Source organism: Mycobacterium sp. SMC-14 (genome assembly GCF_046250075.1).
Taxonomy (GTDB): Bacteria; Actinomycetota; Actinomycetes; order Mycobacteriales; family Mycobacteriaceae; genus Mycobacterium.
In genome coordinates, this window is sequence record NZ_CP176429.1 from 2,451,488 (window position 1) to 2,465,504 (window position 14,017).

14 protein-coding genes are annotated in these 14,017 nt (G+C 67.9%); 7 read left to right on the forward strand and 7 right to left on the reverse strand.

What is annotated here, in order from left to right; genetic code table 11:
- Positions 1 to 28 precede the first annotated feature (28 nt).
- Positions 29 to 481 carry a PPOX class F420-dependent oxidoreductase gene (locus tag ACKY0W_RS11520; RefSeq protein ID WP_409434169.1) on the forward strand — a complete coding sequence of 151 codons (453 nt, stop codon included), beginning with the start codon at positions 29 to 31 and terminating at the stop codon, positions 479 to 481.
- Between the two features lie 4 nt (positions 482 to 485).
- Here the strand turns inward: ACKY0W_RS11520 and dnaE are convergent, their stop codons facing one another.
- Positions 486 to 4,037 (reverse strand): DNA polymerase III subunit alpha, encoded by a 3,552-nt coding sequence (gene dnaE, locus ACKY0W_RS11525; RefSeq protein WP_409434170.1) that lies wholly within the window; start codon positions 4,035 to 4,037, stop codon positions 486 to 488.
- Positions 4,038 to 4,174: 137 nt separating this feature from the next.
- Between dnaE and ACKY0W_RS11530 the strand changes: the two genes are divergently transcribed.
- A complete protein-coding gene (locus ACKY0W_RS11530) occupies positions 4,175 to 4,411 on the forward strand; it encodes a dodecin family protein (RefSeq protein ID WP_024443139.1) in 237 nt (78 codons plus the stop codon).
- Positions 4,412 to 4,419: 8 nt separating this feature from the next.
- On the forward strand, positions 4,420 to 5,184 hold the full coding sequence (locus ACKY0W_RS11535) for a methyltransferase domain-containing protein (protein ID WP_409434171.1): 765 nt from the start codon (positions 4,420 to 4,422) through the stop codon (positions 5,182 to 5,184).
- Positions 5,185 to 5,193: 9 nt separating this feature from the next.
- On the opposite strand, the gene ACKY0W_RS11540 is transcribed toward ACKY0W_RS11535, so the two are convergent.
- Both ACKY0W_RS11540 and lspA read right to left on the reverse strand, forming a co-directional pair.
- Positions 5,194 to 6,114, reverse strand: a complete 921-nt coding sequence (locus tag ACKY0W_RS11540) for an RluA family pseudouridine synthase (RefSeq protein ID WP_409434172.1) — start codon at positions 6,112 to 6,114, stop codon at positions 5,194 to 5,196.
- A gap of 7 nt (positions 6,115 to 6,121) precedes the next feature.
- Positions 6,122 to 6,712, reverse strand: a complete 591-nt coding sequence (gene lspA / locus ACKY0W_RS11545) for a signal peptidase II (RefSeq protein ID WP_409434173.1) — start codon at positions 6,710 to 6,712, stop codon at positions 6,122 to 6,124.
- Between the two features lie 41 nt (positions 6,713 to 6,753).
- On the opposite strand from lspA, the gene ACKY0W_RS11550 reads away from it, so the two are divergent.
- The 3 genes from ACKY0W_RS11550 to ACKY0W_RS11560 are packed head-to-tail and all read left to right on the forward strand — an operon-like array spanning position 6,754 to position 8,663.
- On the forward strand, positions 6,754 to 7,692 hold the full coding sequence (locus tag ACKY0W_RS11550) for an asparaginase domain-containing protein (RefSeq protein ID WP_409434174.1): 939 nt from the start codon (positions 6,754 to 6,756) through the stop codon (positions 7,690 to 7,692).
- Between the two features lie 3 nt (positions 7,693 to 7,695).
- Positions 7,696 to 8,157, forward strand: a complete 462-nt coding sequence (locus ACKY0W_RS11555) for a hypothetical protein (RefSeq protein WP_409434175.1) — start codon at positions 7,696 to 7,698, stop codon at positions 8,155 to 8,157.
- Positions 8,158 to 8,192: 35 nt separating this feature from the next.
- Positions 8,193 to 8,663, forward strand: a complete 471-nt coding sequence (locus ACKY0W_RS11560) for an OsmC family protein (RefSeq protein ID WP_409434176.1) — start codon at positions 8,193 to 8,195, stop codon at positions 8,661 to 8,663.
- Positions 8,664 to 8,667: 4 nt separating this feature from the next.
- Here the strand turns inward: ACKY0W_RS11560 and ACKY0W_RS11565 are convergent, their stop codons facing one another.
- Positions 8,668 to 10,062, reverse strand: a complete 1,395-nt coding sequence (locus ACKY0W_RS11565) for a DNA polymerase IV (protein WP_409434177.1) — start codon at positions 10,060 to 10,062, stop codon at positions 8,668 to 8,670.
- A gap of 18 nt (positions 10,063 to 10,080) precedes the next feature.
- On the opposite strand from ACKY0W_RS11565, the gene ACKY0W_RS11570 reads away from it, so the two are divergent.
- Positions 10,081 to 10,647 carry a class I SAM-dependent methyltransferase gene (locus ACKY0W_RS11570; protein WP_409434178.1) on the forward strand — a complete coding sequence of 189 codons (567 nt, stop codon included), beginning with the start codon at positions 10,081 to 10,083 and terminating at the stop codon, positions 10,645 to 10,647.
- Positions 10,648 to 10,655: 8 nt separating this feature from the next.
- Here the strand turns inward: ACKY0W_RS11570 and ACKY0W_RS11575 are convergent, their stop codons facing one another.
- The 3 genes from ACKY0W_RS11575 to ACKY0W_RS11585 are packed head-to-tail and all read right to left on the reverse strand — an operon-like array spanning position 10,656 to position 13,653.
- The gene (locus tag ACKY0W_RS11575; protein WP_409434179.1) at positions 10,656 to 11,000 is read right to left on the reverse strand and encodes a DUF732 domain-containing protein; all 345 of its coding nucleotides are present in this window, start codon (positions 10,998 to 11,000) and stop codon (positions 10,656 to 10,658) included.
- A 46-nt stretch (positions 11,001 to 11,046) separates the two neighbouring features.
- Complete coding sequence (locus tag ACKY0W_RS11580) at positions 11,047 to 12,375, reverse strand: PPE family protein (protein WP_409434180.1); 1,329 nt, start codon at positions 12,373 to 12,375, stop codon at positions 11,047 to 11,049.
- A gap of 18 nt (positions 12,376 to 12,393) precedes the next feature.
- Positions 12,394 to 13,653 (reverse strand): PPE family protein, encoded by a 1,260-nt coding sequence (locus ACKY0W_RS11585; protein WP_409434181.1) that lies wholly within the window; start codon positions 13,651 to 13,653, stop codon positions 12,394 to 12,396.
- Positions 13,654 to 14,017 lie beyond the last annotated feature (364 nt).

A 14,017-nucleotide genomic window follows, 5' to 3' on the forward strand; every position in this document is an offset into this window, starting at 1 on the left:
AGTCAACTCTAAGTTGTTTCGTGGTGGTATGCATCCCCAACAACTCGAAGAGCTACGCGACACCCGCTACGCGCTGCTGCGTACCTTCCGCCGCGACGGCACGCCGGTGGACACTCCGGTGTGGTTCGCGGTCGAAGACGGCGCCGTGTTGTTTCGGACCAAGACCGGACCCAAGACTCGCAGGCTGACCCCTCGTCCGGATGTCGAGCTGACCGCCTGCGACTATCGCGGCCGGCGCCGTCACCATGCGACCGCGCTGCGCGGCCGGGCCACCATTCTGTCTGGCAATGAGGCCGAAGCCGCCAACCGCGCCTTGCACCGGCGGTACGGCTGGCAGTGGAACGTCGTGCCGATGATCCCGGTGCCCGGAGTGACCAATGTGCACCGGGATCTGCCGCTACGGGACAAGGTGCGGCGCACCCGGACTCGCAACCTCTGGCCGGACAGCGTGATCGTTCGGGTCGACCTGGCCGCCCGCTAGATCGTCAGCCGCCCAGACAGCCGGGCCCGAGCAACGCCTTCAGATCCCCCATCAGCGCCGACGATGGCGTCACCCGCAGCGAGGGATCCAGCTCCAGCACGGTGATGCGCTCCCCGCTGATCAGCCGCAGTTGCACCTGAGCGGTGCCGGGATGGCGGGTCAGCACCTGCTTGAGCGCGCTGACCTTGTCCATGGTGCATTGGCGGGTCGGAAGGCTCACGGCCAGCGGCCGGTCCGGGGCGTTGGCGGAGAAGTCGGGTACCACCAGCTCGTTGGCGATCAACGAGATCCGGTCGTCGCGGATGTTGACCTTGGCGCTGACCAGCACCACGGCGTCATCGGCGACGTCGGCGCCGTACGCCGAGTAGGTCTGCGGAAAGAACATCACCTCGATGCCGCCGGTAAGATCCTCCAATTGCGCTGAGGCCCAAGGAAGTCCGTTCTTATTCACCCGACGGTTCACCGATGCCAGGATGCCGCCGACCCGCACCTGGGTGTCGGCGGCGACGTCGCCCTCCAGGATCGCCGGGATCTGGGTGTCGACCTGGGCGGCCAGCAGGTGCGCGATGCCGTTGAGCGGGTGCCCGGACACATAGAGTCCGAGCATTTCTCGCTCCAGTGCCAGCTTGTGCTTGTCGGCCCACTCCTCGTCGGGCACCTTGATGCCGAAAACGGCATCGGTTCCAGCGCTTTCACCGTCTCCCCCGCCGAACAGGTCGAACTGGCCCACCGCCTCGGCCTTCTTGGTGCCCAGCACCGAGTCGACCGCGTCGGTGTGCACCAGGAACAACCCCTTGCGCGGATGCCCCAGCGAGTCGAAGGCACCGGCCTTGATCAAGGATTCGGTGACCTTCTTGTTGCAGGCCGCGATGTCGATCTTGTTGAGGTAATCCGAGAAGTCGGTGAAGCGGCCCTTGTGTGTCCGGGTGGTTATCAGGGAGCCGACAACGTTGGCGCCGACGTTGCGCACCGCTCCCAGCCCGTAGCGGATGTCTTCGCCCACCGACGCGAAGTTCAGCTCGGACTCGTTGACGTCCGGCGGCAGCACCGTGATCCCCAGCCGGCGGCAGTCAGCCAGGTACACCGCGGCCTTGTCCTTGTCGTCACCGACCGATGTCAACAGACCCGCCATGTATTCGGCCGGATAGTTCGCCTTCAGGTAGGCCGTCCAGTACGACACCAGACCGTAGGCGGCCGCATGCGATTTGTTGAACGCGTACCCGGCGAACGGAAGAATGGTGTCCCACAACGCTTTCACGGCCTTCTCGGAGAACCCGTTGGCCGTCATCCCCTCATAGAAGCCCTTGTACTCGGCTTCCAGCACTTCGAGCTTCTTCTTGCCCATGGCTTTACGCAGCGCATCGGCCTTGCCCATCGTGTACGAGGCGACCTTCTGTGCGATGAACATGATCTGCTCTTGGTAGACGATCAGGCCATAGGTCTCCGACAGGATGCTGCGCAGCGGGTCCTCAAGCTCGGGGTGGATGGGCTTGATGACCTGACGCTCGTTCTTACGGTCGGCGTAGTCGTTGTGGGCGTTCATGCCCATCGGGCCGGGCCGGTAGAGCGCCAGCACAGCGACGATGTCGTTGAACTCGGTGGGCTGCATGCGGCGCAGCAGGTCACGCATCGGGCCGCCGTCCAGCTGGAACACCCCCAGCGTGTCACCGCGGCCCAGCAGTTCGTACGTGGCGGGATCATCGAACGCCACGGTGTCCAGATCCAGATCGATGCCCCGGTTGGCCTTGATGTTCTCCAGACAGTCGCCGATGATCGTCAGGTTGCGCAGGCCCAGGAAGTCCATCTTCAGCAGGCCGATTTCTTCACACGACGGGTAGTCCCAGCCGGTGATGATGGCGCCGTCCTGCGGGCGCTTCCACAACGGGATCGCGTCGATCAGCGGCTCGGAACTCATGATCACCGCGCAGGCATGCACGCCGGCGTTACGGACCAGGCCTTCCAGGCCGCGTGCCGTCTCGTAGATGGTGCGCACGTCGGGATCGGTGTCGATCAGCCCGCGAACCTCCGCGGCCTCCTTGTACCGCTCGTGGTTCGGGTCGGTGATACCCGACAGCGGAATGTCCTTGGCCATGATCGGCGGCGGCAGCGCCTTGGTGATCCGGTCGGCGATCGCATAGCCAGGCTGGCCGTAGTGCACACGGGCTGAATCTTTCAGCGCCGCCTTGGTTTTAATGGTGCCGAAGGTGATCACCTGGGCGACCCGGTCACTACCCCACCGCTCCGCGGCGTAGCGCACCATCTCGCCGCGGCGACGGTCGTCGAAGTCGATGTCGATATCGGGGGCCGACGGCCGTTCCGGGTTGAGGAAGCGCTCGAACAACAGCCCGTGCGGAATCGGGTCGATGTTGGTGATGCCCAGCGCGTAGGCCACCAGTGACCCAGCGGCCGACCCTCGGCCCGGGCCCACCCAGATGTTGATCGAGCGGGCGTAATGGATCAGGTCCGCGACGATCAGGAAGTAGGACGGGAATCCCTTGCCGCAGATGACGTCGATCTCGTAGGACGCGCGGTCGGTGTACTCACTGGGCACGCCGGCGGGAAAGCGTCGCTGAAGACCGGCCTGTACCTCGTGGCGCAGCCAGGACCCTTGGTCATGGCCGTCGGGCACCGGAAACACCGGCATCCGGTCGCGCGGCGCCCACACGTCGGCATAGGACTGCACCCGCTCGGCGATCAGCAGGGTGGAGTCACAGGCGTCGGGCAGCTGGTCGTCCCAGAGCGCGCGCATCTCGGCGGCCGACTTCAGGTAGTAGCCGTCCCCGTCGAACTTGAACCGGGTGGGGTCCGACAGCGTCTTACCGGTCTGGATGCACAGCAGTGCCTCGTGGTTGCCCGAGGCGTCGCGGGTGACGTAGTGACAGTCGTTGGTGGCCAAGGTCGGGATGCCGAGCTTGCGCCCGACCTCCAGCAGGCCCTCGCGTACCCGGCGTTCGATGGACAGCCCGTGGTCCATCACCTCCAGGAAATAGTTCTCCGCGCCGAAGATCTCCCGCCACTTGGCGGCCGACTCCAGCGCCTCGCGCTCGTGGCCCAGCCGCAACCGGGTCTGCACCTCCCCGGACGGGCAGCCGGTGGTGGCGATAATGCCCTCGGAGTGCTCGGCGATGATCTCGGCGTCCATCCGCGACCATTTGCCGAGCTGGCCCTCGAAGGAAGCCAGCGAGGAGAGCTTGAACAGGTTGCGCAACCCGGTGGCGTTCTCGGCCACCATCGTCATGTGGGTGTAGGAGCCGCTGCCGGAGACGTCGTCGCTCTTCTGGCTGGGATCGCCCCAGTGCACCCGACGGGTGTCGAAACGAGACGCGGGGGCGATATAGGCCTCCACCCCGATGATCGGCTTGATTCCGGCCTTGGTCGCCGCGTTGTAGAACTCGCTGGCGCCGAACATGTTTCCGTGGTCGGTCATCCCGATCGCGGGCATCTCCAGGCGCTGTGCCTCAGCCAGCATCGGGGCGATCTTCGCCGCTCCGTCGAGCATCGAGTACTCGGTGTGGTTATGCAGGTGCACGAAGGACCGCGACGATGAACTGTCCATAGGACCGCCAGTCTAGGACTGGGCACCGACGCTTCTCGGGCGTGTCGGCAGCCGTGTCTCTTCGGCTGTCGTTTCCCGGGACAGCGACTGCCGCTGTGCACTACGTTGAGGTTCGGCGCAAGCGAGGAGAGGCATACATGAGCGTGTACCGGGTGATCGACATCATCGGGACCAGCCCGTCGTCTTGGGAGAACGCCGCGGCCGAAGCGGTGCACCGGGCCAAGCAGACCATCGACGACATCCGTGTTGCTCAGGTCGTCGAGCAGGACCTCACCCTCGACGACAAGGGCGGGATCATCTACCGCACCAAACTGCGCATCTCCTTCAAGATCCGGCCGCCGAAGTCATCCAAGCCGGCCGACGAATCGAGCTAACCCACTCGATGTCACGTAGCTTCGACGAACTGGTGGCCGAGGCCGCCACCGCCCCCGTCGACGGCTGGGAGTTCTCCTGGCTTGACGGCCGCGCCACCGAACAGCGCCCCTCCTGGGGCTACCAGCGGCTGCTGGCCGGGCGGCTCTCGGGCGTCTCGGCCGCCGTCGACCTGAACACCGGCGGTGGCGAGGTGCTGGCGGGCATCCAGGACTTCGGCACGTTTCCCCCGACCATGGCAGCCACCGAATCCTGGCCGCCGAATGCCGCACGCGCCACCGAGCTGCTTCATCCGCGTGGCGTGGTGGTGGTGACGGTGCCGGACCGGCCGCCGCTGCCCTTCGGCGACGAAGCATTCGATCTGGTCAGCAGCCGGCACCCGTTGGCGACATGGTGGGACGAGATCGCCCGCGTGTTGCGGCCCGGCGGTCACTACTTCGCCCAGCAGATCGGGCCGGCGACGATGCTCGAGCTGAGCGAGTTCTTTCTCGGGCCGATGCCGGGCAAAGGAGCCCAGTACCAGCCGGATGCGGTACGTGCCGACGCGTCGGCCGCCGGTATGGAGGTGCTCGATCTACGGCTCGAGCGGCTACGGGCCGAATTCTTCGACGTCGGCGCCGTCATCTACTTCCTGCGCAAGGTGATCTGGACGGTGCCCGACTTTGTGGTCGAGGATCACCGTGACCGGCTGCGCGAGATGCATGAGCTGATCGAGTCTCAGGGGTGCTTCGTCGCACACGCCACCCGGGTGTTGGTCGAGGCCCGCAAGCCCTGAGGCGCGCTCTCAGCGGTGCAGGACGTCCAAGGCGTGTTGCAGGTCGGCGGGGTATTCGCTGGTGATCTCGATGCGCCGCCCGTCGCCGGGGTGCGCGAACGCCAGTGAACGGGCGTGCAACCACTGGCGTTCGAGCCCGAGCTTGCGCGCCAGGGTCGGGTCGGCACCGTAGGTGAGATCACCGCAGCACGGATGCCGCAGGGCCGAGAAGTGCACCCGGATCTGGTGGGTGCGGCCGGTTTCCAGGTGTACGTCGAGCAGGCTCGCGGCGACGAACGCCTCCACCGTGTCGTAGTGCGTGATGCTGTGCCGGCCGTCGGCGGTCACGGCGAATTTCCACTCCGGCCCGTGGTGTCGCCCGATCGGTGCATCGATGGTCCCGCTGGACGGGTCCGGATGGCCCTGCACCAGGGCGTGGTAACGCTTCTCCACGGTGCGCGCCTTGAACGCACGTTTGAGTGCGGTGTAGGCGCGTTCGGAGATCGCCACCACCATCACCCCGGAGGTTCCGACATCCAGGCGGTGCACGATGCCCTGACGCTCCGGAACTCCGGACGTGGTGATCCGGTAGCCGGCAGCGGCCAGGCCGCCCAGCACCGTGGGCCCGCTCCAGCCCACCGAGGCGTGCGCGGCGACCCCGGCAGGTTTGTCGACGGCGACGATGTCGGCATCGGAGTACAAGATCGTCATGCCCTCGACCTCGGTCGGGGTGTTCTCCAGCGGCGGCGGAGCTTCGGGCAGCCGCACCTGCAGCCACGCCCCCGCGATGAGCCGATCGGACTTGCCTGCGGCGACGCCGTCGAGTTCCACGTCGCCTTTTTCGGCCAACGTCGCGACAACATTGCGCGACAGGCCCAACAGGCGGGCCAGCCCGGCGTCGACGCGCATGCCGGCCAGGCCCTCGGGGACCGGCATGGATCGTTCGGTCACAGCCGCATCAGGCTTGCTCGCCGTCGCCGTCGTCGTCGGCGCGGCGACGGCCCACCGCGTCGAAGTCGAAGCCGAACACGGACAACGCGACCAGCAGGATGGCCCCGCCCACCACCGCCGGGTCGGCGACGTTGAACACCGGCCACCAGCCGATCGACAGGAAGTCGACCACGTGGCCCTGCAGATGCCCGGGCGCCCGGAAGAACCGGTCTACCAGGTTGCCCAGGGCCCCGCCGAGGATCATCCCCAGCCCGATCGCCCACCAGGGCGACACCAAACGGCGCGACATCCAGATGATGCCGAGCACCACCGAGCTGGCGATCAGCGTCAACACCCAGGTGTAGCTGGTGGCCATGGAGAACGCGGCGCCGGAGTTGCGGACCAGCGTCCAGGTCACGGTGTCGCCGATGATCGGCACGGGCTGGCCGGGGGTCAGCATCTTCACCGCGAGCACCTTGGTGACGACGTCGGCAATCAGCACCACCGAGGCCACCGACAGCAGCAGTCCCAGCCGGCGGGGCGGGGCGGCCGGCGCTGTCTGCGGGGCCGGGGCCGGGTCCACCTCCGTCTCGGTCGAGTCGGTTGTCTCGTCAGTCACGCTCCCATCATCCCTTAACCCAGGTGCGGCATGATCGCGGCATGCTGTCCAAGCGCCTCACCGTCATCACCACCGGCGGGACCATCTCCTGCAGCACCCAGGGCGACGGGGTGTTGCGGCCCGCCCGCAGCGGCTCGGACCTGCTCGCCGACACGGGCGCCGCGGACCTCACCGTGGTGGACCTGATGGCCCGGGACAGCTCGGAACTGGGCCCGGCCGACTGGGTGCGGCTTCTGAGCGCGGTCAACTCCGCCGTCGCCGGCGGCGTCGACGGGGTGGTCGTCACCCACGGCACCGACACCTGCGAAGAGGGCGCGCTCTGGTTGGAACTCGGCTACACCGGGGATGCGCCGGTGGTGCTGACCGGGGCCCAACGGGGCGCGGACGCCCCCGATGCCGACGGGCCGGGCAACCTGCGCGACGCCCTGGCCGTGGCCGCAGATCCGGCCGCTCGGGGGCTGGGGGTGCTGATGTGCTTCGCCGGCCGGGTGCTGGCCCCGCTGGGTCTGCAGAAGGCGACCATCACCGGGTTGACCGGCTTCACCGGTCCGGTGCTGGGCAGCGTCACCGACGGCCGTGTCACGTTCTCCGGTGCCAAGACTCGGCCCCACCTCGGTGCACCGGCCACTGTGCCGCGGGTGGATGTCGTGGCGCTGTACGGGGGTGCCGACACGGTCGCCCTGGATGCCTGCGCCGCCGCTGGTGCGCAAGGGGTGGTGTTGGCCGCGCTCGGGTCGGGCAATGCCCCGACGGCGGTGATCGACGGGGTGCGCCGGCACTGCGAATCCGGGCTGGTGGTCGCGGTGTCCAGCCGAGTTCCGGACGGGCACATCCGGGCGGACTACGGCCCCGGCCGGGCCCTGGTGGAGGCGGGCGCGGTGATAGTGCCGCGGCTGAGGCCGCCGCAGGCACGGGTCCTGCTGATGGCGGCGCTCGCGGCCGGGCAGCCGGTCGGCGACGTCATCGACCGGTGGGGCTGACCGATGGCCAGGATTTTCGCCCTCATCGGCGTCGCTGTTCTCGCAGCCGGGACCGCCGCCGCGGCCCACGCCGAGCCGCCGCCCGGGGCGGACGCTGTCGACGACTACCCGGTCGGCACCGGCCGCTACTCGTCGCCGACCGACTTCTACTGGGTCTTCTTCAGAACGCCGGACGGCCGCTCCTGCGGCATCGGCCCCAACGGCGGGCCGATCGGCTGCGATGCGGTGCCGATGGATGCTCCCGCCGGCGCCACCCAGACTGTGCTCGAAGCCGGCGTGGTGCCCGCGGCCTACCGCCACTCCGACATCGCGTCGTTCACCCGGGACGTGGATGTGCTGCCGGAGGGCCATCGGCTGGAGAACTGGGGTTCCAGCTGTGCGGTCGGCTACCAGGGCACGGTGACCTGCAAGGGCTATGGGCACCATGGTTTTACGCTCTCCAGCGTCTACGGTGTGCTGTGGTGACGAGCCCGCACCACCCCGAAGCCCGTGGAGGCCGCGTGTCCACCCAACACACCTACACCGTGGATGTCCGCTGGACCGGCAATCACGGCAGCGGGACCAGCGACTATCGCGGCTACGGGCGAGAGCACGAGGTGACCGCCGAGGGGTGTCCCGCCATTCTCGGCACCGCCGACCCGGCATTCCGTGGTGATCCGACCCGGTGGAATCCCGAACAGCTGCTGTTGGCCGCGCTGGCGCAGTGCCACATGCTGTCCTACCTGTATTTGTGTTCGGTCAACGGCGTGGTGGTCGTCTCCTACCAGGACCAGCCGGTCGGCACGATGATCGAGAACCCCGAGGGCGGACACTTCACCAGTGTTGTCTTGCAGCCGCGCGTCGAAGTCGGCGATGCGGCGATGGTGGAGCGGGCCTTGGCATTGCATTCCGATGCGCACCGAATTTGCTTTATCGCCAACTCCGTCAACTTCCCGGTGCTACACGATCCGGTGGTGCAGGCACTCCCCTGACGAGCTAGCTGTGTTCCTCCGGGCGGGCGACATAGTCCGGCCAGTCCAGGCTGGCCACCGGGTCGGCGCGGCTGATCCCTGGCTCGTCATCGGGGAATGTCCGCACCGCACCGGGGCCTGAGCTGCGCGTCTCGAAGCGCACCGTCATCACCCCGTGGCCGGCCCCCTGCACCCAGCCGTGGCCGAGGACGGGGTGGCTGACGTCATCGCCGACTCGCCACGGCGCCGCTGCTGTCGGGGAAAGCGGTTCTCGCGCAGTCACTTCCGGCGAGACGGCGCCAATTTCTGAAAACTCCAGATCCGGGAACAGCGACTCCTGGCGGACATCGGTCAGCCCGGAGAAGCCCACGCCAAGCAGCCGGATCGGACCGATCTCCTGCGGATCGAGCAGCAACCGGCCGGCCGCCGACGTGAGTGCGGCGGCGTCGGTCGTCGCATAAGGCAGCGTGGCCGAGCGGGTCAGCACACTCATGTCGGCCTTCTTGAGTTTCACCGTCACGGTGCGAGCGCCGCGCCCGTCCCGCAGCAGCCTGCGGTAGGCGTGTTCACCGATCGGACCGATCTCAGCCCGCAGCTGCTCCAAGGTGGTCAGGTCGGTGGCGAAGGTCGATTCGGCGCTGATCTGTTTGGCCTCAGCGCGTTCGGCGACCCGCCGGTCATCGATCCCGCGGGCCAACCGGTGCAGCGCGGGACCGATGGTGGCGCCCAGAATGTCGGCGACCTCACGGTCGGTCAGCGCGGCGAGCTGGCCGATGGTGTCAATGCCCAGCCGGTGCAGCTTCTCCTCGGCGACCGGACCGATGCCCCACAGCCGGCGCACCGGCAGCCCGTCCAGCAGCAGCCGTTCCTCAGAGCGGCTGACGACCCGCACCCCGTTCGGCTTTGCCAGATCGGAGGCGATCTTGGCGATCTGCTTGCCCGAGCCCGCCCCGACCGACGCCACCAAACCGGTCTCGTCGAGCACCCGCCGGCGAAGGTTTTCGCAGAACCGCAGGACCTCCGCGGCGGTTGCGTCCACCAGCTCGGCCGGTTCCCCGAATGCCTCGTCGAAGGAGAGCTGCTCGACGACCGGGATCACCGCACGCACGGTCTCGAAAACCCGTCTGCTGGCCATGCCGTACACGGCGCCTCGCGGCGGCAGCACCACTGCCGGGGCCCCCACCAGCCGCCGCGCCTGGTGCATCGGCATCGCCGAGCGGGCGCCGAAAACCCGCGCCTCGTAGCTGGCCCCGGCCACCACGCCGCGGCCCCCGAGCCCGCCGACCAGTACCGGCCGTCCCCGCAACGTCGGGCGGCTCAATTGCTCGACGGACGCGAAGAAGGCGTCCATATCCAGGTGCAGGACCCATCGGGCGTCCACGGGCTTAAGCCTATTGGGCACTGCGCCTGGCGGCCGCATCCGACTACTGTCGAGACGATGGCGATGAATCTGGTGCACCGACTGTGTTGCAGCTCGCGGTACTGGGCGCGCAGCGTCGAACGCAAACTCCTGCCGTGGGCGCTGACGGACGTCGTCCTCGGCGAGAACACCCTGGAGATCGGGCCGGGCTACGGCGCCAACATGCGGTGCCTGGTGGAGATGACGCCCCGGTTGACTGCCGTCGAGATCGACCCACCGATGACCAGCCGCCTACAGGCGAAATACGGCTCACGCGCCCACATCATCAACGGCGACGGCACCGATACCGGGCTGCCCTCGGACGAATTCAGTTCCGTGGTGTGTTTCACCATGCTGCACCACGTTCCGACGCCGGCGTTGCAGGACCAACTGTTCGCCGAGGCCTTTCGCGTGCTGCGGCCCGGGGCGGTCTTCGCCGGCAGCGACGGGGTGCACTCGGCGATGTTCCAGCTGATGCATTTCCGCGATACCTACAACCCGGTCTCCCCCGATGCATTACCGGACCGGTTGCGCGGCATAGGTTTCCGCGATGTAGAGGTGGTTACCGCGGCCGGTCAGCAGCGCTGGCTGGCCGTCAAGCCCTGACGCCGGCGCTACTTCGACCCCCCGCCGCCCTTGTTGAGCTGGTGCGGGCAATACGTTTTCGCCGAGATCGCCGCGAACCGGGCGGCGTCGGCGACGCTCAGGTCCGGGTTGGCCTCAGTGATGTCGTTCAGCAGCTCCAGGCTTGTTTCACCGTTGGCCGCCAACCCGCAGAGCGCTTCGGCGGCGGCCACGGCTTGCGCCGGGTCGTCGAAGACGATCCCGACCTGCCGAAGCGAGGTGATGAATTCCGTACTGTCGACCGTGCTCACCTCGACCACATTGGGATCGGCGTGTCCAGGGGCGGCAAGAACAACCGCGGCGGCGGCGACAAGCGGGACGAACAACAGCTTCATCGGGGTCCTCCTGGGGCGGCTGAAATCGTGAGGCATCGGGGCCACGTCAGCCGAGCGCCGATTTCGTTCCGGCGAGCGTGATGTCCTCGTCGTCGAGGACGTGCACCGCGTGGATTCCTGGCTTCAGGGAAAGCTTGGCGACCAGCTCGTCCAGGCCGGCCTGGTCGACGTTCCAATGCTGCACCACATCCGGCGTCTGCTGCAATTGCGCGATCACCTGATCAAGTGGGACCGGCGCCTCGCGGTCCTTGATGTTGGTCGACACCACGCGGGCCACCGGGGCCACCGTCCGAGTCGCCGGCGCACCCAAGGCACCACCGGCCGCACTGCCCAGGGCCGCCGGGGCGAGCATCCCCGGCACCGATCCCGCCGCGGGGGCAGCGCCCAGCGCGGTCTGCGGCAGCGAAGTGGAGGCCAGCTGGATCGCCGAGGTGGCACTGGCCCAGTTCGGTGGCACCGAGAGCGCTCCCACCCGCATCGCGCTGGCCACACCGGCCCCCGCGGCCCTGGGCAGACCGACGCCTGCGCTCAATCCGGAACTGTGCAGGCCGCCGAGGGCCGACTTCGGAATCACCGGGACCACCGCCTTGTACCCACTGCGGAATTGGGTGATGCCCATGTTGGTAGTGGCATGGACAGCATTGACCCACCCGGTCTGGCCACTGACGCCACTTGCCAGGGAGAGGTGGCTCTCCCACAGGTTATGCGCGTAGGTGGTGCCGAGCGCGCCATCAATCATGTTCTGCCAGCCGGTGTTATAGGCCGAGGTCAGATCGTTGATCTGCTTGGTGATCACCTGGATCAGGTCGGGTTCGGCGGTGGCGTCCGCGCTTCCGGGCTCCCCGTTGGTGGTCCGCGGCGCTGCGGTGAACGAACGCAGATTGGTTGCCTGCGCCGAAGCACCGGCATAGCCCTGCATCGCGGCGACATCCTGCGCCCACATCCGGCCGTATTCGGCTTCCACAGCGGCGATCGCGGTGCTGTTCTGGCCAAGGATGTTGCTGGCCACCAGCGACGCCAACTGGCTGCGGTTGGCGGCGATCGCCGGCGGTGGCACGATTCCGGCGAAGGCCGATTCATAGGCAGCGGCTGCGGCCGTCGCCTGGGCGGCGGTCTGCTCAGCCTGCGCCGCAGTGGTCGTCAGCCAGGTCACGTACGGAGCGGCGGCGGCCGCCATGGCCGCCGCCGCCGGCCCCTGCCAGCCGCCGCTGAGGCTTGCCAGCGCCGCTTGGTAGGAGGAAGCAGCTGTGTGCAGCTCGACGCCCAGCCCCGACCAGGCCGCCGCCGCGGCGAACAGTGGGTCAGCACCCGGTCCCGAATACAGCTGGCCGGAGATGACCTCTGGGGGCTGCGCTGCGAAAGTCTGAAATACCATGAACGCGACCTGCTTTCGTTACTTCGCGATCGGCGGGATGACGATGACGGTGGCGGTGGTAGCGATGTCCGGTGCCGTCTGGTTGTTGGTGACGTGGGTGATGGCGCTGATCGCACGGGTGGCGGTGGCGCCCGCGGCCTGCCGTATCGGTGTGCCGATCGCGCGGCCGGCCAGACTCGACAGCGCCATCTGGCCGGCCAGCACACCCTCGCCGTTCACGGCGAGAGCCGGAGCGGCCTCGAGCACGCTGGCCTGCAGCGCCACGGTGGCGGTCTTGACCGCCGGAACCGCGCTGGCCCAGGTCGACGGCACCGACAGTGACCCGATCAGGCCGGCCCGACCGACGGCCCCCGAGACCGCTGTAGGGACAGCGTGCGAACCACTCAGCAGGGGGCTGGACAGCAATGGCGCCAAGGCCCCGGCGATCGGCTTGGGACTGAGCGTGCTGGTCAGGTTCCCGAGCCCGTTGGCGACCGACGGGATACTGATGGCCATCTGGTAGATGCCCCGCGCCGAGCTGGCGAGGTTGAGCCCGTAGGGTCCGTTCGCGGTGCTGATCACGCCGGTGAGGGTCTTGATGATCGCCTGGTAGTCGTCCACGATCTGCGTCGGCGTCAGGGGATTCGCCGTCAGGTTCTGCAGGGCGTTCGGGATCTGGTTGATGAAGTCGGACAGGCTCGACTGCGCGTTGGAGGCCACGGCGGACTGTGCCGCGTTGGTGACCGCCCCCGACTGGCTGGCCTGACCGCTGGCGTTGGTGGTTTCCGGCGGGGTGTTGAACGGAGCTAGCTGGCTGGCTGTTGCCGACGAACCGGCGTAGGCGTACATCGCGGCCGCGTCCTGCGCCCACATTTCGCCGTACTGCGCTTCGGTCGCCGCGATCGCCGGTGCGTTCTGTCCGAGGAAGTTGGTGGCCACCAGCGTGGCCAGCAGGGTGCGGTTGGCGGCGATCACCGGCGGCGGCACGGTGGCGGCGTAGGCGGCCTCATAGGCGCCGGCTGCTGCCGTGGCCTTCAGCGCCGTCTCCTCAGCGCCGACGGCGGTGGCCTTCAGCCACGCCGCGTACGGGCCCGCCGCTGCCGTCATCGATGCCGCCGAGGGGCCCTGCCACGCCGAGTCCGCCAGGTCGGCGATCACCGAGGCATACGAGGTGGCGGTGTAGTGCAGCTCGGTCGCCATCGCCGACCAGTTCGCCGCGGCGGCCAGCAACGGTGCCGAGCCCGGGCCGGCGTACATTCGCGCGGAGTTGACCTCTGGCGGGAGTGCCCCGAAATCCATGAATCCCCTGCCCCTCTAGCCAAGTAATGAACGGACCCACCCGAGTTGCGTCACGCAACGGCTTGCCAGGTTCCTGGCAATTCGGGTGGGTCAGAACCAACCGCAGACAACTGTCCGTATGGCCTGAAGGTTAATCGGGGACGAACGGCCCCTGAAGTCGCCGACGTGGCAGTTCAGGGCTGTTTCGCCGATGTTTCACCTACCTCAGCGGTGCCACCAGCGCACGCCCGCGGCGGGGTTTTTTACCACCCCAAACTGCATAAATGCCGTGATCGAGCTGCCAACGACGGACGGCGCAGGCCCCGTCCGTGGGCCCCCGTCGACCATAAGAATCTGGGCGCGAGAAAGTCGGTCCTGGCCGAGA